The sequence below is a fragment of the Streptomyces corchorusii genome, assembly GCF_001514055.1.
Taxonomy (GTDB): domain Bacteria; phylum Actinomycetota; class Actinomycetes; order Streptomycetales; family Streptomycetaceae; genus Streptomyces; species Streptomyces olivaceoviridis.
The window spans coordinates 665529-689791 of record NZ_KQ948352.1 but is presented as its reverse complement, the minus strand read 5'-3'; the positions used below and the strand labels follow the sequence as shown (position 1 = coordinate 689791).

The window sequence follows — 24263 nt, the reverse complement described above, 5'->3', positions numbered from 1 at the left end:
GTGCCCTGGTGCCCGCGGCGGCCGAGCTGGTGCCGCGGGCACCTGAGCCGTCGAGGTGACGTGCCCTCCGCCCCGGCCGGGACCCCGGCCGGGGCGGAGGCGTGCCGGGCGGGAGCCGTTGTCAGTGCCGTATGGCACCTTGATCGTGCACGCCACCCACACCCCAGGAGCAGCCGGTGTCCCAGACCGTCCCCTCGTTCGACCTCCTCCCCGGTGCCGCCGACTCGCCGGTACTGCTGCACGTGCCGCATTCCTCGCGGGCGATACCGGAGGACGTACGCGCCGGCATCGTGCTGGACGACGCCGGGCTGGAGCGGGAGCTCGACCACATCACGGACGCGCACACCGCCCGGATCGCCGAGGAGGCCGCCGCGCTCGCCGGGCTGCGGCCCTGGCGGTTCGTGAACCGGCTGTCGCGGCTGGTGGTGGACCCGGAGCGGTTCCCGGACGAGCGGGAGGAAATGCTCGCCGTGGGGATGGGCGCCGTGTACACGCGGACCACGCACAAGGGTGAGCTGCGGCCCGCGGACACCGACCCCGAGCCGCTGCTCGCCCGCTATTTCCGCCCGTACGCCGCGGCCATGTCGGAGGCGGTGGCCGACCGGCTGGCCGCGACCGGGCGCGCGGTGATCATCGACGTGCACTCGTATCCGGCGCAGCCGCTCCCGTACGAGCTGCACGGCAGCGGGCCGCGCCCGCCGGTGTGCCTGGGCACGGACGCCTTCCACACCCCGCCGGAGCTGACCGAGGCCGCCCGCAAGGCGTTCGCCGGCTGCGGCGAGACGGGCCTGGACAGCCCCTTCGCCGGGACGTACGTACCGCTGGAGTTCTACGGCACGGACGCCCGGGTCGGCGCGCTGATGGTGGAGATCCGGCGGGACACGTACATGACGGAACCGGGCGGCCCGGCCGGCCCCGGCCTGCACCGCCTCGCCACGGCACTGGCGGCACTCGTCGACGCGGTGTAGCCGACCGGCCGCAGCAGCGCCGGGACCAGGGCGAAGCGCAAGGTGGTGGACGGCTTCCGGGGCCAGGCGGACACGATTTCCGACCGGCGGGCGAGCGCCGTCCGACCACTGCCACGGCCCTGGCTTGCCCGCCCGGCACACCTCGGCCAAGGCCCGGCACCCGGCCGGCCTTACATGGCTCGGCCCGGGGCCCGTCTCGACCAGCTCCCGCCCGGCACACGACTCGCCCACCCGGCACACCGCGCCCAGAACCCGGCACCCGGCTCGCCCCGGCAACCCCACTCTCCCAGGCCCACCGACAGGGTGGGGCCCAGGCCCTGGGCGCGTCGGTCAGTGTCCGGTCGGTCCCGTCACCCCGTCCGATCCGGTCCGCTCAGGCCCGTAGCCACTCCGTGACGATCACCTCCGCGCCGGTCCGCAGGCGCAGGGCGAACGGGCCGGTCGGCGGGGCGTCGCTGGTGAACCGGCCGAGGGGGTCGGCGATGACCGGGTGGGTCGTCTGCGGGCCGCCGAGCACTTCGATCCGCGCCGACTGCGGCGGCAGCAGCTGGCCGATCAGCCCCTCCTCGGTGACCTCCACATCGACGGTCACCTCGCCCGCGCGGAACGTCAGCATGCGCGGCGCGTCCGTGACCCCTCTGACCGGCAGTGCGTCCACCAGCGAGTCGAAGGTCAGCTCGGCGAGCCGGGCGTCCAGGTCGTGCAGCGCGAACGCGTCCAGCGCCGCCTGGACCAGCTCGGCCGGGACCGGGTCCAGGACGGCTGCCGCCTGGCGCAGCTCCTCCTCCAGCAGCCCGTCCGCGAACTCCTCCGGGCCCTCGGGCCGCTCGTCGCCGTTCACACCGCACCCCGCGTGTCCATCCGGGCCCGCAGCCGGCGCAGACAGCGCTGGCGGAGCGGGCCGATGCTGCCGACCGCGATGCCGAGGGCGGCCGAGATCTCCCCGTAGCTGGGCGGCGGCGAGGCCATCAGCACGCGCAGCAACTGCCGGCAGCGCTCGCCCAGTCCGTCCAGCTCCTGCCACAGGCGGCGGACCCGCTCGGCCCGGTCCGCCGCCTCCTCCAAATCGATGAACGTCTCTTCCGGCGTCCGGTCCTCGCTGGCCCGGTCCAGCACCCGTGGATCGTCGGTCAGGGTCAGCCGCGCCAGGCCCTTGAGCACCTTCAGGCACTCGTGCCGGGCCGTACTGGCCAGCCAGGCACCGGCCTTGTCGGGTTCCCGGATGCGGCCCAGGTGCTGGGCGAAGCGGAACCAGGTGGTCTGGAAGACCTCGTGCCCGTCGGCGTCCGACAGCCGGTGTGCCCGCACGACCGACCACACCAGCGGACTCATCCCTTCCACCAGCGCCTTCCAGGCCGCGGCGTCCCCGTCGACGGCGGACTGGACCAACGCGCCGACCTCTGTTCGGTCCACGGCTCCACCCCTTGTGTACGGCCTGTCATCGTACGCCGTGGAGCGGAGGGTTCCGGCCCTCATGCGGGCAGCGCCGTGATCACGGCGGGGACGGGGCGCCAGGTGGGCGGGCGGAGCGCCGCGACGGGCGCCCCGCGCACCTCGGCCCGCTCCGCGTCCGCCGCCAGCAGCCCGGCGCCGGCCGCGCGCGGGTCGCGTTCCCGGTACGCCGTCATCCGGGCGGCGACGAGTCCCGCGGCCACCGGGGTGGCGAAGGAGGTGCCGCTCCACTGGGCCAGACCGTCGAACATGACCTGGTCCGGCTTGGCGCCGGTGCTCTCCCGTCCCTCGCTCAGCACACCGGTGTGGCGCGGGAACCGGCAGGTGCAGGCGTAGTCGGCGGCGCCTGCGCCGAACCGGCAGGCGTCGTAGGTGGAGTGCTGGTAGACGTAGGGCACGGGCGCGGTGAAGCCGGTGAGGGCGCTGGTGAGGCGTTCGCCGGGGGCGTGGACGCGCACCCACGGCCCGTGGTTGGTGAAGCAGGCCCCGGACGCGCCGTCCGCGCGGAGGGCGCCGACCGACAGCACGCAGTCGGCGAACTCGGGCAGGCCGGCGTAGGCGGCGGGCCAGAACGGGATGTCGCTGCCGTTGTTGCCGGCGGCGGCCACCAGCAGGGTGCGCTGCTCGCGCAGTTCCGCCATGAACGCGTCCAGGCCGATCAGGCCGTCGGTGTCCGTGCTGGGCGTGCCCGCGGAGAGGCTGATGATGTCCGGCCAGCCGCCCCGGTCGACCGCGTCGAAGAGCAGGGCGCCGAACTCCGACTCCAGGACGGCACCGGCGTCGTTGAGCGTGCCGCGCACGGTGATGTCGGTGTTGGGGGCGACGGCCGCGAGGATCCCGGCGATGAACGTGCCGTGGCCGACGTACTGGCGCAGCACTCCGTCGGCGTCGGTCTCGGTCAGCTGGGCGTCGCCCGTGGTGTGGGCGAGCAGCGGGTAGGAGCGGTGGTCGTGCATGAGCCCGGTGTCGATCACGAGGACGCCGACCGCGGTGGCCGGGTCGTAACGGCCCTCGGCGGGGGCCGGGTTCGGGGTCTCGGTGCGCGGGACGGGCACCGGCTCGTCGCCGGGGCAGGCGTTGACGTTCCCCGCGATGTGCACCACGTGGTTGCGGCCGGCCAGCCGGCGCCCCTGGCGGTCCTCGGCGGCCCGCACGGCGCGCAGGGCGTGCGGCACGCTGTCCTCGCCCTCGGCCGGGTCGCCGACCCGGATGCGGGTGACGCCGGTACGGCCGGCCCGCGGGCCCAGGCGGCGCACGTGGTCGGGGACGAGTCCCTGGGTCTCGGTGAAGTGCGTGCGCACGGCGTCCTCGACGAACCGGGCCTCCTCGCCGTCCCGGACGAGGACGACGCCCTTCTCGTAGAAGTACCCGGCGGAGTCGTCCGGACCCATGGTGAGGGGGACGTCCGGCAGCGAGCGCTGGATGTGGTGGAACTGCTCGTGGAATCGGTGTGGTGCCATGTGGTGTCCTCCCCCTCAAGACGGTGGTCGACAGTGAGAGCCACGGGACCGCCGTCTGATACAACAGGCCACTACCATGCGAGACGTGACAGCGGGAAGCGAGCCGGTTCTCGAACTGCTGCCCATGGTGTTCGCCGATCCGGGCGAGGCCCGGGCACGTGCCGAACACGTCCTGCGCGCCGCGCCGTCACCCGTCCACGCGAGCGTCGCCCACCAGGTGCTCGGCATCTGGCAGCGGGACTTCGGCGATCTGCGGATCGCGCTGAGGCATCTGCGGCGGGCCCGCGACCTGGCCGCGCGCGCCGAGTCGGCCGACCGGGAGGCCGATGTGCTCGCGACCCTCGGGGTCGCACTGGTGCACGCGGGGCGCACACGGCAGGGGCTCGCGTCCTTCGAGCGGGGGGTCGCCCGGGGCAGTGGGCACACCCGGGCCCGGGTGCTGTACCGGCGGGCGTACGTGTGGTGGGTGCTGGGGCACCACCGCGAGGCCCTGGAGGACGTACGGCGGGCCCTTCCCGTCCTGCGGCAGGTCGCCGACGACATCTGGACCGCGCGGGCGCTGACCCTGCGGGCCACCGTGCACCTGGCGCTCGGCGCGGTGGAGCGGGCCGTCGCCGACTTCTCGGCGGCGGAGCGGCTGTGGGACACCACCGGCCAGGAGCACGACAAGGCGGACGCGGTGGAGAGCCGGGGCCTGGCCGCGTTCCGCTCCGGCGACATCCCGGCGGCGCTGCGGCTGCTGGACGAGGCCGAGGAGCGCTACGCCAAGCTGGACACCCCCACCTACAACCTGTCCATCCGGCGCTGCGAGGTGCTGATGGCGGCGGGACTCGCCCCGGAGGCGCTGGCCGAGGCGGACGCGGCGATCGCGCTGCTGGACCGGATCGGCGGGCAGTCCACCCGCAAGGCCGAGCTGCTGCTGGCCGCCGCGCGGGCCGCCCGTTCGGCCGGGGAGGCGCACACCGCCATAGCCCGCGCGGCCGTGGCCGTACGGCTGTTCGCGGCGCAGCGCCGGACCTGGTGGGAGACGCACGCCCGGCTGGTGCTGATCGAGGCGCGGGTGGCGGCCGGGCGCCGGTCGGGGCGGATGGTCGCGGACGCGGCGGCGGTCGCCGAGCGGCTGGCCTCCTTCGGCTCCCCGGCCGCGCCCGAGGCCTCCCTGCTCGCGGGCCGGATCGCGCTGGCGCTGGGCTGGACGGCGGACGCGGAACGGCACTTGGCGGTCGCCGCCCGCAGCCGGCACGGCGGGCCGCCGCCGGCCCGGATGACGGGCTGGGCGGCGCAGGCGCTGCGGGCGCGGGCGGCCGGCTCCCGGCGCGGTGTGCTGGAGGCGTGCCGGCGCGGCCTGGACGTGCTGGACGATCACCGGATGACGCTGGGCGCCTCGGAGCTGCGCGCCCACGCGACCGCGCAGGGCGCCGAACTGGCCGCGCTGGCGCAGGAGGTGAGCCTCGCCGAGGGCTCTCCGCGGCGGCTGCTCGGGTGGAGCGAGCGGTGGCGGGCGACCGTGCTGTCCGCGCCGCCGACCCGGCCGCCCGACGATCCGGCGCTGCTGAGCGGGCTCACCGCCTACCGGGAGATCGCGGCCCGCGCGGAGGCCGCCCGGATGGAGGGCCGCCCGGTGCCGGCGCTGGAGCGCGAACAGCGGCGCCTGGAACGGGAGATCCGCTCCCGCACCCGGCACATGGGAGGGGCCGCCGCCGACGCGGGCGACCGTCTCGACGTGGGCCAGCTGCTGGACCGGCTCGGTGACGTGCGGCTGGTCGAACTGGCGGTGGTCGACGGCCGGGTGCACGTCCTGCTGTGCGGGCAGGGGAAGGTGCGGCGGTTCGCCGGCGGCTCGCTGGCGGAGGCGGTGGCCGAGGCCGAGCATGTGCAGGCCGGGCTGCGGCGGCTCGCGCACCCGGGTGCCGAGGCCCGGCTCCCTCTCGTGGAGGCCGCCGGCCGGCGCCTGGAGGAACTCCTGCTGGCCGGGGCGGTACGGCACCTCGGTCCGGGCCCGGTGGTGATCGTGCCGCCGGGAGCGCTGCACCGGGTGCCGTGGGCGCTGCTGCCCGCGCTGCGGGAGCGGGTGCTCAGCGTGTCGCCGTCGGCGAACAGCTGGCTGCGCGCCCGGGAGACGACTCCGCCGCCGGACGGACGGCCCGTGCTGGTGCGCGGCCCCGGCCTCGCGACGGGCGGCGCGGAGGTGCCCGAACTGGCCGACCGGTACGGCACGGCGACGGTCCTGGAGGGCGACGACGCCCAGGTGCCCCGGGTGCTGGCGGAACTCGACGGCGCGGGTCTCGCCCATCTCGCGGCGCACGGCACGTTCCGCGCCGACAGCCCCCTGTTCTCCGCCCTCCGCATGGCCGACGGCCCGCTGATCGTCCACGACTTCGAGCGCCTGGCGCGCAGCCCGTACCGGATCATCCTGTCGAGCTGCGACACCGCCCGCCTCGCCTCGGTCGGGGCCGACGAACTCCTCGGCCTGGTCACGGCGTTGCTGCCGCTGGGGACGGCCGGGGTGGTGGCGAGCAGCGCCCCGGTCAACGACGCGGCGGTCGTCCCGCTGATGCTGGCCCTGCACAAGGGTCTCGGCGCGGGCCTCTCCCTGGCCGAGGCGCTGAGGGACGCCCGGACGGCCCTGCCGGGCGACGCGGTGCACCAGGCGACGGGCTGGGCGTTCGCGGCGTTCGGGGCGGCGTGAGCGCGGGTGTGTCCATCCCGGCGGCTGCGCCGCGTGACGGACGGCCAGGCGGCCTCGCCCCGCCACTCCCGTCCCGGCAGGCCCAGCGCCGCCCAGCCCAGCGAGCCGTGGGCGACCGCGGTCCCCGTGACCACACCGCGCGGGAAGCCGCCAGTAGCAGGCCCCGCCCGCCCATCGCGCTTACGGCGGAGGGCACTTGTGGGGCGGTGCGCTCCACGCCCCCCCCCAGCGGAAGCCCGGCCTCGGACAGCGAGTACCGCACGACCAGCACCGCGTGACGGCCCCGGCCCGGCCGACGGCGCCGCCGTACCCGCCCACGCTCACCGCCTCCCCGGACAGCACACCTAGGCCGTCTCCCTCTCCGGTACGTCCGCCAGCCAGGGCAACGCCCCCCGGTCCCCCGTACCGAGCCGGGTGTAGGCGCTGTACAGGTGGTTGCCGACCGTCCGCACGGACAGTGTCAGCCGCTCGGCGATCTCCCGGTTGCTCAGCCCCGCCGCGGCCAGCGTGACGATCTGCCGCTGCCGGGCGGTGAGTTCGCCGAGGACCAGTCCGGCCAGCGCGGGTGTGCGCGCCCCCTGGCAGCGGCGGGCCAGCGCGACGGCCCGGGTGCGGGACAGCCGGGCGGCCCGGGGATCACGGTGGACCCGTACCGCCTGCGCGTACGCCTCCGCCGCGTACAGCAGGAAGCCCCGCTCGGCCAGCGCCTGCGCCGCGCGGTCCAGCGCGGGCCCGTCCCCGCGCGCCAGCGCGTCCGCGTGCCGGGCGAACACGCTGCCGGCCGGCAGCCGCCCGGCAGCCCGCCCGGGCTCGCCGAGGCGTACGGCGGCGTAGAGCGCGTGGACGCCGTCCGGCTCGGTCACCTCACCCGGCGTCCCTTCGGCCAGCGCGAGTTCCCTCAGGCACCCGCCGTGCGACGGGGTCTCCCGCAGCCCCTCCCGGGCCCACGCCGCCGCCTCCCGCAGCTCACCGCGCAGGCGCGCGAACCGGGCGCGGACCTCGGCGTACCCGGCCGGCAGCAGGCCGCCCTGCGCGACCAGCCACTCCCCCGCCGGCGCCGGCACCGGCCGGACGTCGAGCCGGTCCATCCGCCGGACCAGCGTGCGCTGTTCGGCGTCGAGCGCGGGGCCGTGCGCGAAGGGCGCGCGGGCCAGCCGGCGGGCCCGCAGCCGGCCGGCCGTGGCGCGCAGCGCGGCGCCGTGCAGGGGGTGGGCGAGGCTGACGGCGCCCTGGTCGTCGACGTCGATCAGGCCGTCCGCCTCCAGGCGTTCGAGGACGTCCAGGTCCAGCTCGTCCACGGGCAGCGGCAGGGGCTCGGCGAACGCGAGGCGTTCCAGGGCGTCGCGTTCGCCGGGACCGGACCGCTCCAGGGCGGGGGCCAGCCGCTCGCGGACGGCCGGGGTGACCGGCAGGGGGCCGCGCCAGGCGTGTTCCCCGGTGTCCGGGACGGGCGTCAGCCGGCCGGACCCGGTGAGCGCGGTCACCAGGTCGCGCAGCAGCCGCAGGTCCCCCCGGCACGCCTGGTGCAGCCGGCGCACGGTGAGCGGTTCCAGGCCGGCGCCGGCGAGCAGTTGGGCGGTGTCCTCGGGGGACAGCGGGTCGAGGGCCAGCCGGGGCAGCAGTTCCCCGGTCCACAGCCGGGACACCGCGCCGGGCGCGGGCGGTCCGTCCGCCGCGGCCACGACCAGGCGGGTGCGGCCCTGCACGGCGAGCTGGTGGACCAGGGCGGCGGAGGTCTCGTCCAGCAGCTGGGCGTCGTCCACGACCAGGAGCCGTACGCCGGACAGCGCGCGGACCGCGCGGTGCAGCGAGACGGTGTCGGGGAGCAGGTGCGCGAAGGCCGCGAGGGGCAGGTCCCGGGCCTCGGGCGTGCCGGTCACCCGGGCGTGGTCCGTGCCCCGGACCGCCTCCGTGATCAGCCGGGTCTTGCCACGGCCCGCCGGGCCGGTCACCACGATGCCGGGCCGGCCGGCGGTCAGCGCGCCGCGCACCAGCTCCAGTTCGTCGGCCCGGCCGGTGAACGGCCAGGGCAGCTCCAGGGTCTTCGCGTCCTGTTCGTAAGTCCTCACACCGTACTGAGCGCGCGTACTCAGGTTTGATACAGGGCGACTTGAGTAGCCCCCGACTCAGGCGTGCGGCCGGGGCGGCGGGCACGCTGGCCGCATGACCCGACGCCTCTGCTCGCTTCCGCGGCAGTCGGCCCCGTCGTTCGCACCGGGGCTGACCGCCGAGCGGCTGGGCGCGCTGCTCGCCGGGCGGCGGATGTGGGTCAACGGCACGGTCCTGCACTACTGCTTCCTGGACGCCCGCACGGACGCCTCGGTCGTCCCGGTCCCCGGGACCGGGGAGCTGCGCCGGGTGCCGTGGGCGGGCGGCGAGGAGCAGCGGGACGTGGTCCGCGGGTGCTTCGCCGAGTGGCAGGACCTCGGCATCGGCGTCGCGTTCGCCGAGGTCGGCGACCGGCACGAGGCGGAGCTGCGGATCGGGTTCCAGGCCGGTGCGGGGTCCTGGTCGGCGGTCGGCCGGGAGGCGCTGTCGGTGGGCCGGGGGGAGCGCACCATGAACCTCGGCTGGGACGTGACCGCGCCCGGGGAGCGCGGGACCGTCCTGCACCAGATCGGGCACGCGCTCGGCATGGTGCACGAGCACCAGAGTCCGTTCGCCGGGCTGCACTGGGACGACGAGGCCGTGTACGCCGAACTGGCGGGCCCGCCGAACTTCTGGAGCCGGGAGACGACGTACACGAACGTGCTGCGTCCGCTGGACGCCTGTGAGGCGGGCGGCTCGGTGTGGGATCCGCAGTCGGTGATGACGCTGCCGCTCGGGCCGGGGCTGGTGCTGGAGCCGGAGCAGTACCGCGGGGGGCTGCGTCCGCCCGGCGCTCCCTCCCCGGCCGACAAGGAGTTCGTTCTCCGCTGGTACCCGCCCGCCGATCCGGGCGGGCCGGCCGGACTGGTGCCGTTCCGGTCCGCGCCGCTCGGACTGGGGCCGGGCGAGCAGGCCGACTTCACCGTCGAGCCGCCGGAGACCCGCGAGTACACCGTGGGCACCTTCGGCGACGCCGACACCGTGCTGGTGGTCTTCGAGCAGCGCGACGGGGAACCGCGCTTCCTCGCGGGCCACGACGACGGCGGCACGCCGGACAACGCCGCCGTCCGCGTCCGGCTCGTCAAGGGCCGCCGCTATGTCGTCCGGGTCCGCCTGTACTCCACGTGGGGGTCGGGGGAGACGGCCGTCATGTGCTGGTGACGGCACACGGACGACACAGAGCCACTGTCCGGCACCGGGGGGAACGGGCGTGGACGTCACCTACGGGGGAGGTGACGTCCACGCCCACACCGGTGTCTACGCCGCCGGTGTCTGTGCCGCGCCGGCGGGCAGGACCGGCGCCCAGGCGAACGGCGGGTCCGGGATCTCCCGGCGCAGCGTCGGCGCGACGGCCGACTGGAACAGTTCCAGCGAGGCGCGGTGCCGGGCGGCGGGCAGGCCGCCGGCGTCCGCGGTCACGTGCAGCACGGTGTGCCCCAGCCGCTCGTGGTAGCGGTGCACCTTGTCGATGACCTGCTCGGGGCTGCCGATCAGCGCCGAGCTGCGCGCCACGAAGTCCTCCAGGGTCTCGAAGACCACGGGCAGGCCCGCCGACCGCTGGAAGGCCAGGTTGCTCTCGAAGACCGGGCGGTACGCCGCCAGCGCCTCCTGCGAGGTGCGGGCGACGCACAGTCCGGCCGAGCCGGCGCCCACCGCGATGGCCGCCGGGTCGTGGCCGTAGTGCTCCCAGCGTTCCCGGTAGTGGCGGACCAGTTCGGCGTACGGTTCCACGGGATGGGTGACGTTCGCCGAGAACAGCGGGTCGCCGTAGCGGGCGGCGAGGTCCACGGACTCCTCGCTGGTGGCGCTGCCGTGCCAGACGCGGACCGGCCGCTGGTACGGCCGCGGCCACGCCTCGGCGTCCTTCAGCGGTGGCCGGAACCGGGTGTCGGCGGTCACCCGGTCCTGCCGCCACAGCCGCCGGAACACCTCGTAGCTCTCGGCGTTGCGGTCCCACTGGTCCTCGGGGGTGACGTGGAACAGCTCGCGCTGCGCGGTGCCGTTGCCCTTGCCGATGATCAGGTCGAGGCGCCCCTCGGAGAGGTGGTCCAAGGTGGCGTAGTCCTCGTAGGCCCGGACCGGGTCGAGCAGGCTGAGCGTGGTGACGGCGGTGAAGAGCCGGATGCGGCGGGTGAGCGCGGCGACATGGCTGAGGACGACGGTCGGCGCGGAGGAGAGGAACGGCCGTTCGTGCCGCTCCCCCACGCCGAATCCGTCGAAGCCCAGCTCCTCCGCCAGCACCGCGTTGTCCAGCACCTCGCGGAACCGCTCGTGCGTCGGCACCAGGACTCCGGTGACCGGGTCCGGCCGGTGCACGATCAGGGTGATGGCGAGGAACTTCACGACGCGGCCCGCGCGGGCGGGGCACTGGTGCGGCTGCGGGCCTCGGTGTCGGCATCGGGGTGGGCGAGGCCGAGGTGGTCGCGCAGGGTCGTGCCCTCGTAGTCGGCGCGGAAGACGCCCTGTTCCTGGAGCAGCGGGACCACCTTGTCGGCGAACGGGTCGAGCCCGCCGGGGGTGATGTGCGGGACGAGGATGAAGCCGTCGGAGGCGTCGGCCTGCACGAAGTCGTTGATGGTCCGCGCGACGGTCTCGGGGGAGCCGATGAACGTCTGCCGGTTGCCGGTGTTGATGACCAGGTCGCGGATGGACCACCTGTTGGCCTCGGCGAGCTGCCGCCACTCGCGGGCGATGGCCACCGGGTCCCGGTACATCCGTACCTGGGCGCGGCCCCGGGAGATGTGGTCCTCGCTCACCACCGGGTCCACCTCGGGCAGCGGGCCGTCCGGGTCGTACGCCGACAGGTCCCGGTTCCAGACGAACTCCAGGTGCTTGATGGCGGTGGCGCCGCTGACCTGCTGCCGGCGCACCTCGCGGGCGAGTTCGGCGGCCTCCTGGTCGGTGTCGCCGAGGACGAAGGTCGCGGCGGGCAGGATGAGGAGCTGGTCGGGGCGGCGGCCGTACGCGGCGAGGCGGGACTTGACGTCGGTGTAGAAGGCCTGGCCCTCCTTCAGCGTGGAGTACCGGCTGAAGATCGCGTCCGCGGCCTCGGCGGCGAACTCGCGGCCCTCGTCGGAGTCGCCCGCCTGGAAGATGACCGGGCGGCCCTGCGGGGAGCGCGGGACGTTGAACCGGCCGTGGATGTCGAAGTGCTGCCCCTGGTGCACGAAGGCACCGGCCTTGGCGTCCCTGAGGAAGGTCCCGGTGGCCTGGTCGGCGATGATCTCGTCGCCGCGCCAGGAGTCGAACAGTTCGTGCGCGGTGGCGAGGAACTCCTTGGCGCGGGAGTAGCGCTCCTCCTGCGGGAGGAAGCCGCCGCGCCGGAAGTTCTCGCCGGTGAAGGCGTCCCAGGAGGTGACCACGTTCCACGCGGCCCGGCCGCCGGAGAGGTGGTCCAGGCTCGCGAACTGGCGGGCCACCTCGTACGGCTCGTTGAACGTGGAGTTGATGGTGCCGGTCAGGCCGAGCCGGTCGGTGACGGCGGCCAGCGCGGCCAGCACGGTGAAGGTGTCGGGGCGGCCGACCACGTCCAGGTCGTAGATCCGGCCGCCCTGCTCGCGCAGCCTGAGTCCCTCGGCGAGGAACAGGAAGTCGAACTTGGCGCGTTCGGCGGTCCGCGCGAAGTGGGCGAAGGAGCTGAACTCGATGTGGCTGCCGGCGGCCGGGTCGCTCCACACGGTGGTGTTGTTGACGCCGGGGAAGTGCGCGGCCAGGTGGATCTGCTTCAGCGGCTTGCTCATGGCGGTACGGTCGTCCTCTCCGGCGTTCAGGCTGCTGCGTAGCGGTTGGCGGGGCGGGCGAGGCCGAGGAGGCCGCGCAGGGTGCCGGCCTCGTAGGCGTCCCGGAAGCGGCGGCGGCGCCGCAGCTCGGGTACCAGGTCCTGGGTGATCCGGGGCAGGTCGTGGCCGGCGACCGCGGGCCGCAGCCGGAACCCGGTCAGCCCGCCCTCCGCCAGCTCCTCCAGCAGATCGGCGAGTTCGGCGGCCGTGCCGGTGAAGATCCGGGCATCGCTGGTGTACGGCTCGCCCGCGAGGGTGTCGAGGCGGTCGCGGCGGGCCTCGGCCCCGGCCCGGCTGTCGTCCAGGAAGACGTCGAGGTCCCCGAAGACGTGCAGCGTCTCGCCGGCACGGCCCGCCGCCTGCTGCTCGGCGCGGATCTCGGTGACGATCGCCCGGGCCTGATCCGCGTCGTGCGGGGTGACGTAGCCGACGTCGGCCTGACGGGCCACGAGCCGGTACGGGACGGTCTGGTGGGCGAGGGCGGTGACCAGGGGCTGGCCCTGCGGCGGGCGGGGCGTGATGGACGGGCCCTTGACGCTGAACCAGCGGCCCTCGAAGTCGATGTAGTGCAGCTTGTCCCGGTCGATGAAGCGGCCGGTCGCCGCGTCCCGGATCTCGGCGTCGTCCTCCCAGCTGTCCCAGAGCCGGCGGACCACTTCCACGTAGTCGGCGGCCTCGTCGAACAGGTCGGTGATCGTCGCCTGCGCGTCCGGGGCGTCGAAGCCGTCGATCCGGGGGATGGTGCGCCGGCCGAAGTGCGCGGCCTCGTCCGGGCGGAAGTCGGTCCGCACGCGCAGGCCCGCGCGTCCGGTGCTGACGTAGTCGAGGGTGGCGATCGCCTTGGAGATGTGGAACGGCTCGGTGTGCGTGGCCACCACGGTCGGGACCAGACCTATGTGGCGGGTGACCGGGGCGACGCGGGAGGCGATGAGGACCGCGTCGAGCCGGCCGCGGACTTGGTCGGTGCGCTCGTCGGAGGTGAGGATCTGGGAGGACTGCGGGCCGAGGCCGTCCTCGATGGTGACGAAGTCGAGCAGGCCGCGCTCGGCCTCGGTGATCAGGTCGGTCCAGTAGCCGGCGGTGAACAGGTCGTGGGGGCGGGCGACCGGCTCGCGCCAGGACGCCGGGTGCCATCCGGTGCCGTCCAGGGCGACGGCGAGGTGCAGGGGTGCGGCGGGAGTTGGGGACACGTCGGTGCCTTCCTTGATGTCCGTACGAGAACGCCGGCTCACGGGGCCGGCGGCGGCCGGGCGGGCGGCGTCGGCCACGGGCGGGCGCGGCGGGAGGAGCCCCTGGCCGGGGCGAGGGCCGGGGAGAGGTCAGTGGCGACAGAGCGCGGCGGACACGCGCTGGAGGTCGATGTGCGGCCGGGAGTGCAGACGGACGGACCGGTACGGGTGCGGGGCACGCGGCGGGCGGGCCCGCGGGGGCACTCGGGTCACGGCCGTCACCTCCGTCCGTCGGGCGCGGCGGGCCGGGTCGGCGTCCGCCTTGCGGATCTCGTCGTGACGTCCAACGTCCGGCCGGCGCCGGTTGTTCCCGGGCTGCGCAGGTGCGTGATGCGGGAGCGGCGGCGCAGGGTGAACCCGATCGACTCGTAGAGCCGGATCGCGGGCGTGTTGTCGGCGGCGGCGTGCAGGAACGGGATGTCGCCGCGGTCCCGGATGCCGGCCGCGACCGCGCGCACCAGCCGGGTGGCCAGTCCCCGGCCGCGGTACGCGGGGTCGGTGCACACGGCGCTGATCTCGGTCCAGCCGGGCGGCCGCAGCCTCTCCCCCGCCATGGCGACGAGCCTGCCCCGGTGCCGGATGCCGAGGTAGGTGCCCATCTCGACGGTCCGCCTCAGGAACGGGCCCGGCCGGGTGCGGGCCACCAGATCGAGGATCTCGGGGACGTCGTCGGCTCCCAGGCGGACCGCCCGCGGGTCCGGCTCGGCCCGCAGCGCGGTGTCCACGAGCTGGACTCCCACGCCCTGGTCGAGCACCTCCCAGCCGTCGGGAACCCGCTCGACCGGCTTGACCCGTACCGGGTTTCCCGGACCGACCAGCGTGTGCAGGTCGGCCCAGGCCGCCGGGTCCGCCGGGTCGGCGAGCGCGGCGAAGGCGTAGGTCTCCGGCCGGTAGCGGGCCGCGCGGCCGTACCGGTCGGCGAGGTGGGCGTGCGGGCCGGTGAGGGCGGCCCAGACGGCGTTGTCCAGGACGGGGTCGGCGGGCGGGAGCGGGGCCGCGCCTGGGCGGACGTCGGTCGGGTGGGCCACGGAAGCGATCCCCTCTGTTGACTCCATGTCGGTGGGGCGGCGTCCCGTCAGGAGTTGTCCAGCGGCAGCCCGGGCGGGTTGACCTCCGACTTCGCCACGGACTCGTTGGAGAGGCCGTAGGCGGCCAGCCACTTGCCGTACTGCCCGTTCTCGATCAGGTGGTTGAGGGCGTCGGCGAGCGGCTTGGCGAGTCCGCTGTCCTTCTTGGCGGTCGCGGCGATCAGGCCCTGGAGCGTCTCTCCGGCACCGGAGAAGGTGCCCGCGTTGCGGGTGGCGTTGGGGGTGTTCGCGGTCTGCCGGGCGCGGTAGGCGACCGCGGGGTTGGGACCGAGGAAGGCGTCGATCTTTCCGCTGGCGAGCGCCAGGTTGGTGGCGTTCTGGTCCGGGAAGTACTTGACGGTGAGCGTCTTGCCCTCCTTGGCCAGCTTGGCCTTCCACTCCAGGAGGATCTTCTCCTGGTTGGTGCCGGCGCCCACGCTGACCGTCTTGCCGGCGAGGTTCTCGTAGTCGTCGTCGAAGTTCCAGGAGTTCTTCTTCAGCACCTCGAAGGCCAGGTTGTCCTTGCGGTAGGAGGCGAACTCGTACTTCCGCTTGCGTTCCTCGGTGACGGTGACGTTGGAGAACGCCACGTCGACCTTGCCGCTGTCGACGCCGACGAAGAGGTTCTCCCAGGTGGAGTTCCTGATCTCGGGCTTCAGGCCGAGGACCGCGGCCACCAGGCGGCCGAGGTCGGGCTCGGAGCCGGTGAGGGTCTTCTGGTCGCTGCCCACGAAGTTCAGCGGCGCGGAGCCCGAGGGCAGGGCTCCGACGCCGATGACGAGCTTGCCGCTCCTGCGCACGGAGGCGGGCAGTTCGGCGCTGATGGACTTCACTTCGGAGACCTTCAGCGCGGTCTCCTTGGCGGCTCCGTTGGACAGCCGCCCCACGGTCACCGTGCCGGCGGTGTCGGTCTTGGTGACGGCTTCGCTGTCGCCTCCGCAGGCGGCGAGCCCGGTGGCGAGGGTGGCGACGGCGGTCGCCGCGGTGATGCCGCGGAACACGGCGCGTCGGGAGAGGTGGCTGGGCATGGCGTGGCTGTCCTTGTCTCGCTGATGAGGGTGATGAGCGATGGGAGTGCGGTGGGGGGTGGGGGTCGTGGAGGGCCCGAGCGGCCGAGCCCGGACACCTTGCCGGGCGGCGCGGTCAGAGCACCTTGCCGAGGAATTCCCGGGTCCGTGTATGCCGGGGCCGGTCCAGCACCTCGCCGGGCGGGCCCTGTTCGACGATCCGGCCGCCGTCGATGAAGACGACCCGGTCGGCGACCTCGCGGGCGAAGCCGATCTCGTGGGTGACGATGACGAGGGTGGTGCCGCTGGTGGCCAGGTCCTTGATGACGGCCAGCACCTCGCCGACGAGTTCGGGATCGAGTGCCGAGGTCGGCTCGTCGAAGAGGATGATCCCGGGCCGCAGGGCGAGGGCGCGGGCGATGGCGACGCGCTGCTGCTGGCCGCCGGACAGCTGCCGCGGGTAGGCGCCGGTCTTGTCGCCGAGTCCGACGCGGTCGAGGAGTTCCCGGGCGAGTTCCCGGGCCGCCGCCCTGGTCAGCCTGCCGGTGGCGGCGGGTGCCGCGGCGACGTTCTCCAGGACGGTCAGGTGCGGGAAGAGGTTGAAGTTCTGGAAGACGAAGCCGATCCGGCTGCGCTGGGCGAGGATGGCGCGCTCGCTGAGTTCCCTGAGCCGGTCCCCGTGCCGCTTCACCCCGATCAGCTCGCCGCCCACGCTGACGTGGCCGATCTCGGGCTTCTCCAGGTGGTTGACGACCCTGAGCAGCGTGGACTTGCCGGAGCCGGACGGTCCGAGGATCACCGTGACCTCGCCGGGGCGGACGGTCAGGTCGATGCCGTCGAGGACGCGGTGGGAGCCGTACCACTTGTGGACGCCGTGCACTTCGAGCGCGGCGGGGGCGGCCTTCGGCAGGGTCTGCGCGGTCATACGGCGGCCTCCCGGCTCAGCCGGGCCCGCAGGTCGGCGAGGCCGGCCCGGGCCTTCTGCAAGGGGGTCGGCGGCAGGGTGCGGGTGGCGCCCCGGGCGTAGTACCGCTCGACGTAGAACTGGACGACGGACACGGCGCTGGTGAGGATCAGGTACCAGACGGTGGCGACCATCAGCAGCGGCACGACGTCACCGGGGTAGGTGCTGCCCATCGACTGCACCGCGCCGAACAGGTCGAGCAGCGACACGTAGAAGACCAGGGACGTGCTCTTGACGAGGCCGATGAGCTGGTTGACGTAGTTCGGGGTGATGGACCTGAGGGCCTGCGGGAAGACGATCCTGCGGAACCGGTAGCCCTGGGGCAGGCCGAGCGCGGCGGCGGCCTCGTGCTGTCCCTGGTCGACGGAGAGGATGCCGCCGCGGACCACCTCGGCCGCGTACGCCGCCTCGTTGAGGCTGAGGCCGATGACGGCGATCGTCATGTCCGTGGCCAGCCGGGACTCGTCGAAGGTGACGAAGGCGGGTCCGAACGGCACGCCGAGGCTCAACGTCTTGTACAGGGCACTGAAGTTGTACAGGAAGATCAGTACGACGATGAGCGGTACGGAGCGGAACAGCCAGGTGTAGGTCCAGCTGACCGCGCGCAGCACCGGGCTCCCGGAGAGCCGGGCGAGTGCCAGCAGGATGCCGCCGAGGAGCCCCAGGACGGCGCTGAGCGCGGCGACTTCGAGGGTGACGAGGAGGCCGTCGAGGACGGTGGGGCGCAGGAACCAGTAACGGAAGCGGTCCCACTGGTAGAAGGGGTTCGTGACCAGTCCGTGCAGGATCTGCGCGACGAGCACGAGGACGACGGCGGTGACGATCCACCGGCCGGGCCGGCGCAGCGGCTGGACCCGCTGGGCGGACGGGGATTCTGACGGTGTGTCGGCGGGGGCCGGCGCCTCGGCTAGGGAGACGGCGGCGCCTGGGAGTTCACTCATGGCGGGCTCCGGCGGAGTCGGTCACCCCGGGGCCGCGCGGGAGCGGAGGTGGGCCACGACGGCACTGGGGCACGAGGCGGCGCACGGACAGGCGCGGAACCGGGGGCTGGGCGGACAACGGCACACCGGACGGACGGTGTGCGGCGGGAACGCGGGGGCTGGGAGGAGACGTCAGCCCTGACAGCGGGCAGAGCCCGGTGCGGTACACAGTGCGCTGTTCACGCGGAGCAGATCGACGGCGCGGTCGGCGACGAGGAGACCGGCGTACGACGGTACGCAGCCCTGGGGGCGGCTCGCGGCCGTCCTGGGAGCTGCGTACATGGCGTCACCTGTCACTGTTGCGGCCCCGGGGGGCCTCGCGCTTACCGAAAACGTCATCCGGTCCGGTCGTCACCTGGGGCACCCCACCGCGATGCGAGGGTTGCCGGTCAGCGAGCCAGGGCTTGGCGCTGACGCTCATGACCGTTCTGAGCCGTAAGTAAGGCAGTTGCCCGTTCGAATGTCAACGGCCGTCCGCCCAGTGGACATCACAGGCCCGCTCTCACCTGCGCGAAGCGTCCGGGGCGTCCGCGGCATGGCCTGCCCAGTCCAGGATCTGGACAGCGGCTCCGGCGGCCTCCAGGCCCTGGCAGCGGCCGTGGTGGCGGCGGGCGATGCCGTCGAGGTCGAGGTGGCGGCCGAAGGCGGGGTGGGCGGCCAGGCGGCGGGCGTAGGCCCACAGGGCGTGGTGGCCGGCGATGCGGTGCACGGCGGAGGCGTCGAGGTGGCAGCGGTGGACGGTGTCGAGCTGCACGAGGGTGACCCACAGCTCGATGTCGGCGGCGGTGAGCCGGTCGTCGGCCAGGTACTCCTCGCCGCTCAGCCGCCGCTCCAGCCGGCCCAGGGTGTCCAGCAGCACGTCGAGGGCGGCGGCTCGTTCGGCGGGGTCGGCACCGGCGCGTCCGGCGCTCTGCGCGGCCTCCTCGATGCCCTCGGCGCACATCCGCTCGACGGCCTCGATCACGGACTCCAGGCCGGAGGGGTACAGGCGGGCGTCGCCGCCCGGCCTGAAGCGGTCCAGGTCGCGCAGGATGTCGGGGGTGTGGGTGCTGACGATGCGTCCGGACCAGTCGTCGCTGAGCACGGGTGCGAGCGCCGGGCCGGTGTAGTGGTGGGCGCTCGCCTCGTAGAGCGGGCGGAGCACGGCGTGGCCGCCGCCGGGACAGTCCGGGACGGCGGGCAGGAGGGTGACGGGACAACGGGCGTCCAGGCCGAGCAGGCTGTGGCCGACGGCGAGGCGCAGCCCGTCGGGGCAGGCGGTCGACAGATGGAGCCGGTAGCGGTGCGGCACGGCGTAGTGGCCGCTGCGCGCGTCCCGGCCGATCCGGCCCCGGAAGACGGGTGCGGTGGCGCGGGTGGACGGGACGGCGGCGAGCGGAGTGATGGACATGCGTCTCCCCGGGTGGTGGGTGTGCGAAGGGGCGCGCCGGCGCGGGCGTGACCGGCCGGTGGGGGCGAAGGGGCGGCCCGGCTCAGCGGTGGCGGCTGATCGCGCTGCAAACGCGCTGGAGGTCGATGTGGCGACGGGAGGTGAGCAGGGGTACGCGCAACGGCGTCCGGCCCGTCCGGCCGGTGCCCGTTCCGCGGCGCGTCATGATTCCCTACCTGTTCACTAGGATTCCCTCCCTGGAGTGTCGAACGGGCTCCGTACGACGTCAAGGGGGCGTCCACGCCTGGGGATCGATGTCGGCGCCGGGTACTCCTCAGAGAGAGGAACATGTGACATAGTACTGGCGTGGCGAAGCTACTGACCTGCGATGTCGTGGTCGTCGGGGCCGGAATGACGGGCGCGGCCTGCGCCCTGTACGCCGCGCGCGCCGGACTCGACGTACGACTGGTGGACCGGGGCCCGGTGGCCGGCGGCACCACCGGAGCCGGCGAGGGCAACCTGCTCGTCTCCGACAAGGAGCCGGGCCCGGAACTCGAACTCGCACTGCTGTCGGCCCGGTTGTGGGCCGAGCTGGCGGGGGAACTGGGCGCCGCGATCGAGTACGAGCCCAAGGGCGGCCTCGTGGTCGCCTCGACGCCCGGCGCCCTGGCCGCCCTGCGGGACTTCGCCGCGGACCAGCGCACCGCCGGTGTCACCGCCGTACCGGTCGACGCCGGGCAACTGGCCGATGTGGAACCGTACGTGGCGCCCGGCATGGCGGGCGCGGTGCACTACCCGCAGGACGCCCAGGTCATGCCCGCGCTGGCCGCCGCACACCTGGTCCGCGCCTCCGGCGCCGCCCTGCACACCGGCCGTACGGTGACCGGGGTGCTGCGCACCGCGCGGGGAGCGGTCCGCGGCGTCCGCACCGACCGGGGCGACATCCACGCACCGGCGGTGGTGAACGCGGCCGGCACCTGGGGCGGCGACCTCGCATCGCTCGCCGGCGTCCGGCTGCCGGTGCTCCCCCGGCGCGGCTTCGTGCTGGTCACCGAGCCGCTGCCGCGCATGGTCCGGCACAAGGTGTACGCGGCGGACTACGTGGCCGACGTGGCCAGCGACTCGGCCGCGCTGCGCAGCTCACCGGTCGTGGAGGGCACGGCCGCCGGTCCGGTGCTGATCGGCGCCACCCGGGAACGGGTCGGCTTCGACCGGTCGTTGTCGCTGACCGCGATGCGGGCGCTCGCCGCCGGGGCGATCGGGCTGTTCCCGTTCCTGGAAAGGGTCCGCGCGCTGCGCACGTACGCGGGCTTCCGGCCGTACCTGCCGGACCACCTGCCGGCGATCGGGCCCGATCCGCGGGTGCCCGGCCTGTTCCACGCCTGCGGGCACGAGGGCGCCGGCATCGGACTGGCCCCCGGTACCGGGCAGTTGATCGCGCAGGCACTCACCGGGAAGGCGCCGGAGCTGGACCTCACGCCGTTCCGGCCGGAGCGGTTCGACACCGAGAAAGGCGACGTCCGGTGAATCCGAGGGAGTTGACCCGGGCCCGGCCGGGCCCCGCCTGCACCGTGACCTTCGACGGCCGGCCCCTGGAGGCGCTGCCGGGCCAGACGGTGGCGGCGGCGCTGTGGGCGGCGGGCGTGACGGCCTGGCGCGGCACACGGGGCGCCGGGCAGCCCCGCGGGGTGTTCTGCGGGATCGGGGTGTGCTTCGACTGCCTGGTCATCGTCAACGGCCGCCCCAACCAACGGGCCTGCCTGGTTCCGGTGCGCCCGGGAGACGACATCCGCACGCAGGAGGGGACGGGCCGGGACGATGACTGAACGACCGCGCCTCGCCGTCGTCGGCGCGGGCCCGGCCGGGCTCGCCGCGGCGCTGGCGGCGGCCGCACGGGGCGTCCGGGTGACCCTGGTCGACGCAGCCGACCAGGCCGGCGGACAGTTCTACCGGCAGCCCGCCGCCGCCCTCGGCGCCCGCCGGCCCCAGGCCCTGCACCACCAGTGGCGCACCTGGGAACGGCTGCGGGACGGCCTGGACCGGCACCGCACGGCCGGCCGGATCACTCATCTGGCCGACCATCATGTGTGGTGCGTGGCGCGGGAATCCGCCTCCGGAGCGTTCGCCGTGCACGCCCTGCTCGGCCCTGCGCAGGAGGACGGCGTCACCGTGCACGCCGACGCGGTACTGCTCGCCACCGGCGCCTACGAGCGGGTGCTGCCCTTCCCCGGCTGGACGCTGCCCGGCGTCGTCACGGCGGGCGGGGCGCAGGCCATGCTCAAGGGCGGTCTGGTGCTGCCCGGCCGCAGGGTGGTGGTGGCCGGGACCGGACCGCTGCTGCTGCCGGTGGCCGCCGGGCTCGCCGCGGCCGGCGCGCGGGTCGCCGCGCTGGTGGAGTCCGCCGGTCCCGGCGCGCTGCTCCACCGGGCGCCCGCGCTGGCCGCACAGCCCGGCAAACTCGCCGAGGGCGCCGGTTACGCGGCCCGGCTGCTGCGGCACGGCGTGCGCACCCTGGCCCGGCACACCGTCGTGGCGGCGCACGGCGCCGACCGGCTGGAGGCGGTGACGGTGGCCGCGCTGGGCCGGGACGGACGCCCGCGGCCCGGCAGCGCCCGGCGCATCCCCTGCGACACCCTGGCCGTGGGCCACGGCATGCTGCCGCACACCGACCTCGCCGAGACCCTCGGCTGCGCCCTGTCCGGCACCGCCGTACGGGTCGACGCCGAGCAGCGCACCGACGTGCCGGGCGTCTGGGCCGCCGGGGAGGCCACCGGCGTCGGCGGCGCGGCGCTCGCGCTCGCCGAGGGGCACATCGCCGGGCGCTCGGCCGCCGCCCGGCTGCGCGGCACCGCCCCCGACCCGGGCGGCTGGGGCGCCGCCGCCCGGACCCGCGCCCGGCTGCGCGCGTTCGCCACGGCCCTGGACGCGGTGTACGCCCCGCCGGCGGGCTGGGCGGACCGGGTCCCGGACGAGACGGTGGTGTGCCGCTGCGAGGAGGTCACCGCCGGGGAGGTGCGCGGGGCCGTCGACTCGCTCGGCGCGGGCGACCTGCGCACGGTGAAGCTGCTCACCCGGGCCGGGATGGGCTGGTGCCAGGGGCGGATGTGCGCGCCCGCGGTGGCGGGCCTGACCGGCTGCCCGCTCACCGCCGGACGGCGGCCGTTCGCCCGGCCGGTACCGCTCGGCGTCCTGGCCGCCCTGCCGGAGACGGACTGAGGCGGCGGCCCGCCCCGCCCCTGACCGGCCTTCCGGACCGCTCAGTAATATGTCACACCCCATTGAATGAGGGATCACCATGAGCAACCCCGAGCACCACCGCCCCTGGCGCGGCATCCTCGTCGCCACCGCCCTCCCGCTGCGCGCCGACCTCTCGGTCGACCACGACCGCTACGCCGAGCACTGCGCCTGGCTCGTCGCGAACGGCTGCGACGGCGTCGTGCCGAACGGCTCGCTCGGCGAGTACCAGGTGCTCACCCCCGAGGAGCGCGCCCGGGTGGTGGAGACCGCCGTGGCCGCGATCGGCGGGGAGCGGGTGATGCCGGGCGTCGCCGCGTACGGCTCGGCCGAGGCCCGCCGCTGGGCCGAGCGGGCGGCCGAGGCCGGCTGCGCGTCGGTGATGCTGCTGCCGCCCAACGCCTACCGCGCCGACGAGCGCTCCGTCCTCGCCCACTACGCGGAGGTCGCGAAGGCGGGCCTGCCGGTGGTGGCGTACAACAACCCGATCGACACGAAGGTCGACCTGGTGCCCGAACTCCTCGCCCGGCTGCACGGCGAGGGGCTCGTCCACGCGGTCAAGGAGTTCTCCGGTGACGTCCGCCGCGCCTACCGCATCGCCGAACTCGCCCCGGAGCTCGACCTGTTGATCGGCGCCGACGATGTGCTGCTGGAGCTGGCGGTGGCCGGCGCCAAGGGCTGGGTGGCCGGCTACCCGAACGCGCTGCCGCGTGCGTCGGCGGAGCTGTACCGCGCCGCGCTGGCCGGTGACCTGACCACCGCGCTCCCCCTGTACCGGCAACTGCACCCGCTGCTGCGCTGGGACTCGAAGACGGAGTTCGTCCAGGCGATCAAGCTCTCCATGGACGTCGTCGGGCGGTACGGCGGCCCGGTGCGCCCGCCGCGCGTGCCGCTGCTGCCCGAGCAGGAGGCCGCGGTCCGCGCGGCCACCGAGAAGGCCGTCGCCGCCGGCCTGGCGTGAGAGGAGCCGGACCATGCGCAGCAAGCTCGTCCTGCACGCCGTCGACTCGCACACCGAGGGCATGCCGACCCGCGTGATCACCGGCGGGATCGGCACCATCCCGGGGGCGACCATGAACGAACGGCGGCTGTGGTTCCGCGAACACCGCGACGACGTCAAACAGCTGCTGATGAACGAGCCGCGCGGACACGCCGCGATGAGCGGCGCGATCCTTCAGCCGCCGACCCGCCCCGACTGCGACTGGGGCGTGGTCTACATCGAGGTCTCCGGCTATCTGCCGATGTGCGGGCACGGCACGATCGGCGTGGCGACCGTGCTGGTCGAGACCGGCATGGTGGAGGTCACGGAACCGGTGACCACGATCCGGCTCGACACCCCGGCGGGGGTCGTGGTCGCCGAGGTCGCGGTGGAGGACGGCGCCGCGCGGAACGTGACGCTGAGGAACGTGCCGTCGTTCGCCGTGGCCCTGGACCGCGCGATCACCCTCCCGGACGGCCGCACCGTCACCTACGACCTGGCCTACGGCGGCAACTTCTACGCGATCCTGCCGCTCGACGCCTTCGGGCTGCCCTTCGACCGCGCCCGCAAGGACGACATCCTCGCGGCCGGCCTGTCCCTGATGGACGCGATCAACGCGGAGGCGGAGCCGGTGCATCCGGAGGACCCCTCGATCCGGGGCTGTCACCACGTCCACCTGCACGCGCCCGGCGCCACGGCCCGGCACTCCCGGCACGCCATGGTCATCCACCCCGGCTGGTTCGACCGGTCCCCGTGCGGCACGGGGACCAGCGCGCGCATGGCGCAACTGCACGCGCGCGGCGAACTCCCGCTGCACACCGAGTTCGTGAACGAGTCGTTCATCGGCACCCGGTTCACCGGCCGGCTGCTGGGGACCGCGGAGGTCGGCGGGGTCCCGGCCGTGCTGCCCAGCTTCACCGGCCGCGCGTGGATCACGGGGACCGCGCAGTACCTGCTGGACCCGACCGATCCGTTCCCGGAAGGGTTCGTCCTGTAGC

At 74.8% G+C, this 24263-nt stretch carries 22 protein-coding genes and 1 riboswitch; of the genes, 8 read left to right on the top strand and 14 right to left on the bottom strand.

What is annotated here, in order from left to right:
* The first annotated feature begins 176 nt into the window (after window positions 1–176).
* Complete coding sequence (locus AQJ11_RS07220; RefSeq protein ID WP_059262249.1) at window positions 177–968, top strand: N-formylglutamate amidohydrolase; 792 nt, start codon at window positions 177–179, stop codon at window positions 966–968.
* Window positions 969–1341: 373 nt separating this feature from the next.
* On the opposite strand, the gene AQJ11_RS07215 is transcribed toward AQJ11_RS07220, so the two are convergent.
* Genes AQJ11_RS07215 through AQJ11_RS07205 form a run of 3 tightly spaced genes read right to left on the bottom strand, consistent with a single transcriptional unit; the run spans window position 1342 to window position 3880 of the window.
* Window positions 1342–1809, bottom strand: a complete 468-nt coding sequence (locus AQJ11_RS07215; protein ID WP_059262248.1) for a hypothetical protein — start codon at window positions 1807–1809, stop codon at window positions 1342–1344.
* On the bottom strand, window positions 1806–2444 hold the full coding sequence (locus tag AQJ11_RS07210) for an RNA polymerase sigma factor (RefSeq protein WP_208616450.1): 639 nt from the start codon (window positions 2442–2444) through the stop codon (window positions 1806–1808). The genes AQJ11_RS07215 and AQJ11_RS07210 overlap by 4 nt, the downstream gene beginning before the upstream one ends.
* Entirely contained in the window at window positions 2441–3880 is a 1440-nt protein-coding gene (locus AQJ11_RS07205; RefSeq protein ID WP_014676307.1) for a S8/S53 family peptidase, read from the bottom strand. Before AQJ11_RS07205 ends, AQJ11_RS07210 begins: the two co-directional genes overlap by 4 nt.
* A gap of 76 nt (window positions 3881–3956) precedes the next feature.
* Here AQJ11_RS07205 and AQJ11_RS07200 point away from each other — a divergent pair, with 76 nt between their 5' ends.
* Window positions 3957–6569: a CHAT domain-containing protein gene (locus AQJ11_RS07200; RefSeq protein ID WP_244218133.1), complete on the top strand. Its 2613-nt coding sequence runs from the start codon at window positions 3957–3959 to the stop codon at window positions 6567–6569.
* A gap of 344 nt (window positions 6570–6913) precedes the next feature.
* Here AQJ11_RS07200 and AQJ11_RS07195 read toward each other — a convergent pair whose 3' ends face one another.
* A complete protein-coding gene (locus AQJ11_RS07195) occupies window positions 6914–8638 on the bottom strand; it encodes a LuxR family transcriptional regulator AbsR2 (protein WP_059262247.1) in 1725 nt (574 codons plus the stop codon).
* 94 nt (window positions 8639–8732) lie between these two features.
* Between AQJ11_RS07195 and absR1 the strand changes: the two genes are divergently transcribed.
* On the top strand, window positions 8733–9818 hold the full coding sequence (gene absR1, locus AQJ11_RS07190) for a beta-glucuronidase AbsR1 (RefSeq protein ID WP_059262246.1): 1086 nt from the start codon (window positions 8733–8735) through the stop codon (window positions 9816–9818).
* A 96-nt stretch (window positions 9819–9914) separates the two neighbouring features.
* Here the strand turns inward: absR1 and AQJ11_RS07185 are convergent, their stop codons facing one another.
* The 10 genes from AQJ11_RS07185 to AQJ11_RS52360 form a co-directional block, all read right to left on the bottom strand.
* Window positions 9915–11000, bottom strand: a complete 1086-nt coding sequence (locus tag AQJ11_RS07185) for an LLM class flavin-dependent oxidoreductase (RefSeq protein ID WP_059262245.1) — start codon at window positions 10998–11000, stop codon at window positions 9915–9917.
* Window positions 10997–12397, bottom strand: coding sequence for an NtaA/DmoA family FMN-dependent monooxygenase (locus AQJ11_RS07180; RefSeq protein ID WP_059262244.1), 1401 nt, complete (start codon window positions 12395–12397; stop codon window positions 10997–10999). The genes AQJ11_RS07185 and AQJ11_RS07180 overlap by 4 nt, the downstream gene beginning before the upstream one ends.
* 26 nt (window positions 12398–12423) lie before the next feature.
* Window positions 12424–13626: an LLM class flavin-dependent oxidoreductase gene (locus tag AQJ11_RS07175; RefSeq protein WP_059262243.1), complete on the bottom strand. Its 1203-nt coding sequence runs from the start codon at window positions 13624–13626 to the stop codon at window positions 12424–12426.
* 129 nt (window positions 13627–13755) lie between these two features.
* The gene (locus tag AQJ11_RS52615) at window positions 13756–13869 is read right to left on the bottom strand and encodes a putative leader peptide (protein ID WP_359834900.1); all 114 of its coding nucleotides are present in this window, start codon (window positions 13867–13869) and stop codon (window positions 13756–13758) included.
* Between the two features lie 14 nt (window positions 13870–13883).
* Window positions 13884–14693, bottom strand: a complete 810-nt coding sequence (locus tag AQJ11_RS07170; protein WP_059262242.1) for a GNAT family N-acetyltransferase — start codon at window positions 14691–14693, stop codon at window positions 13884–13886.
* Between the two features lie 47 nt (window positions 14694–14740).
* Complete coding sequence (locus AQJ11_RS07165; RefSeq protein WP_014676299.1) at window positions 14741–15760, bottom strand: ABC transporter substrate-binding protein; 1020 nt, start codon at window positions 15758–15760, stop codon at window positions 14741–14743.
* 115 nt (window positions 15761–15875) lie between these two features.
* Window positions 15876–16664 carry an amino acid ABC transporter ATP-binding protein gene (locus tag AQJ11_RS07160; RefSeq protein WP_014676298.1) on the bottom strand — a complete coding sequence of 263 codons (789 nt, stop codon included), beginning with the start codon at window positions 16662–16664 and terminating at the stop codon, window positions 15876–15878.
* Entirely contained in the window at window positions 16661–17644 is a 984-nt protein-coding gene (locus AQJ11_RS07155) for an amino acid ABC transporter permease (protein WP_014676297.1), read from the bottom strand. Before AQJ11_RS07155 ends, AQJ11_RS07160 begins: the two co-directional genes overlap by 4 nt.
* Before the next feature lie 353 nt (window positions 17645–17997).
* Window positions 17998–18108, bottom strand: a riboswitch (SAM riboswitch).
* A 77-nt stretch (window positions 18109–18185) separates the two neighbouring features.
* Complete coding sequence (locus tag AQJ11_RS07150) at window positions 18186–19073, bottom strand: glutathione S-transferase C-terminal domain-containing protein (RefSeq protein WP_059262241.1); 888 nt, start codon at window positions 19071–19073, stop codon at window positions 18186–18188.
* 82 nt (window positions 19074–19155) lie between these two features.
* Window positions 19156–19278 (bottom strand): putative leader peptide, encoded by a 123-nt coding sequence (locus tag AQJ11_RS52360; protein ID WP_341846274.1) that lies wholly within the window; start codon window positions 19276–19278, stop codon window positions 19156–19158.
* 140 nt (window positions 19279–19418) lie between these two features.
* Between AQJ11_RS52360 and AQJ11_RS07145 the strand changes: the two genes are divergently transcribed.
* The 5 genes from AQJ11_RS07145 (at window position 19419) to AQJ11_RS07125 (ending at window position 24262) form a co-directional block, all read left to right on the top strand.
* The gene (locus AQJ11_RS07145; RefSeq protein WP_059262240.1) at window positions 19419–20579 is read left to right on the top strand and encodes an NAD(P)/FAD-dependent oxidoreductase; all 1161 of its coding nucleotides are present in this window, start codon (window positions 19419–19421) and stop codon (window positions 20577–20579) included.
* Window positions 20576–20878, top strand: a complete 303-nt coding sequence (locus AQJ11_RS07140; RefSeq protein ID WP_107120797.1) for a (2Fe-2S)-binding protein — start codon at window positions 20576–20578, stop codon at window positions 20876–20878. The genes AQJ11_RS07145 and AQJ11_RS07140 overlap by 4 nt, the downstream gene beginning before the upstream one ends.
* A complete protein-coding gene (locus tag AQJ11_RS07135) occupies window positions 20871–22268 on the top strand; it encodes an FAD-dependent oxidoreductase (protein WP_059262239.1) in 1398 nt (465 codons plus the stop codon). Before AQJ11_RS07140 ends, AQJ11_RS07135 begins: the two co-directional genes overlap by 8 nt.
* Before the next feature lie 79 nt (window positions 22269–22347).
* The gene (locus tag AQJ11_RS07130) at window positions 22348–23247 is read left to right on the top strand and encodes a dihydrodipicolinate synthase family protein (RefSeq protein ID WP_014676292.1); all 900 of its coding nucleotides are present in this window, start codon (window positions 22348–22350) and stop codon (window positions 23245–23247) included.
* 13 nt (window positions 23248–23260) lie between these two features.
* The gene (locus tag AQJ11_RS07125; RefSeq protein WP_014676291.1) at window positions 23261–24262 is read left to right on the top strand and encodes a proline racemase family protein; all 1002 of its coding nucleotides are present in this window, start codon (window positions 23261–23263) and stop codon (window positions 24260–24262) included.
* The last annotated feature ends 1 nt before the right edge of the window (window position 24263 follow it).

What these genes read in the sequence shown, in the direction of transcription:
- AQJ11_RS07210 (WP_208616450.1), bottom strand. Translation starts at nt 2,444, where the DNA reads ATGAGGGCCGGAACCCTCCGCTCCACGGCGTACGATGACAGGCCGTAC.
- AQJ11_RS07205 (WP_014676307.1), bottom strand. Translation starts at nt 3,880, where the DNA reads ATGGCACCACACCGATTCCACGAGCAGTTCCACCACATCCAGCGCTCG.
- AQJ11_RS07200 (WP_244218133.1), top strand. Translation starts at nt 3,957, where the DNA reads ATGCGAGACGTGACAGCGGGAAGCGAGCCGGTTCTCGAACTGCTGCCC.
- absR1 (WP_059262246.1), top strand. Translation starts at nt 8,733, where the DNA reads ATGACCCGACGCCTCTGCTCGCTTCCGCGGCAGTCGGCCCCGTCGTTC.
- AQJ11_RS07180 (WP_059262244.1), bottom strand. Translation starts at nt 12,397, where the DNA reads ATGAGCAAGCCGCTGAAGCAGATCCACCTGGCCGCGCACTTCCCCGGC.
- AQJ11_RS07165 (WP_014676299.1), bottom strand. Translation starts at nt 15,760, where the DNA reads ATGCCCAGCCACCTCTCCCGACGCGCCGTGTTCCGCGGCATCACCGCG.
- AQJ11_RS07160 (WP_014676298.1), bottom strand. Translation starts at nt 16,664, where the DNA reads ATGACCGCGCAGACCCTGCCGAAGGCCGCCCCCGCCGCGCTCGAAGTG.
- AQJ11_RS07155 (WP_014676297.1), bottom strand. Translation starts at nt 17,644, where the DNA reads ATGAGTGAACTCCCAGGCGCCGCCGTCTCCCTAGCCGAGGCGCCGGCC.
- AQJ11_RS07150 (WP_059262241.1), bottom strand. Translation starts at nt 19,073, where the DNA reads ATGTCCATCACTCCGCTCGCCGCCGTCCCGTCCACCCGCGCCACCGCA.
- AQJ11_RS52360 (WP_341846274.1), bottom strand. Translation starts at nt 19,278, where the DNA reads ATGACGCGCCGCGGAACGGGCACCGGCCGGACGGGCCGGACGCCGTTG.
- AQJ11_RS07135 (WP_059262239.1), top strand. Translation starts at nt 20,871, where the DNA reads ATGACTGAACGACCGCGCCTCGCCGTCGTCGGCGCGGGCCCGGCCGGG.
- AQJ11_RS07130 (WP_014676292.1), top strand. Translation starts at nt 22,348, where the DNA reads ATGAGCAACCCCGAGCACCACCGCCCCTGGCGCGGCATCCTCGTCGCC.
- AQJ11_RS07125 (WP_014676291.1), top strand. Translation starts at nt 23,261, where the DNA reads ATGCGCAGCAAGCTCGTCCTGCACGCCGTCGACTCGCACACCGAGGGC.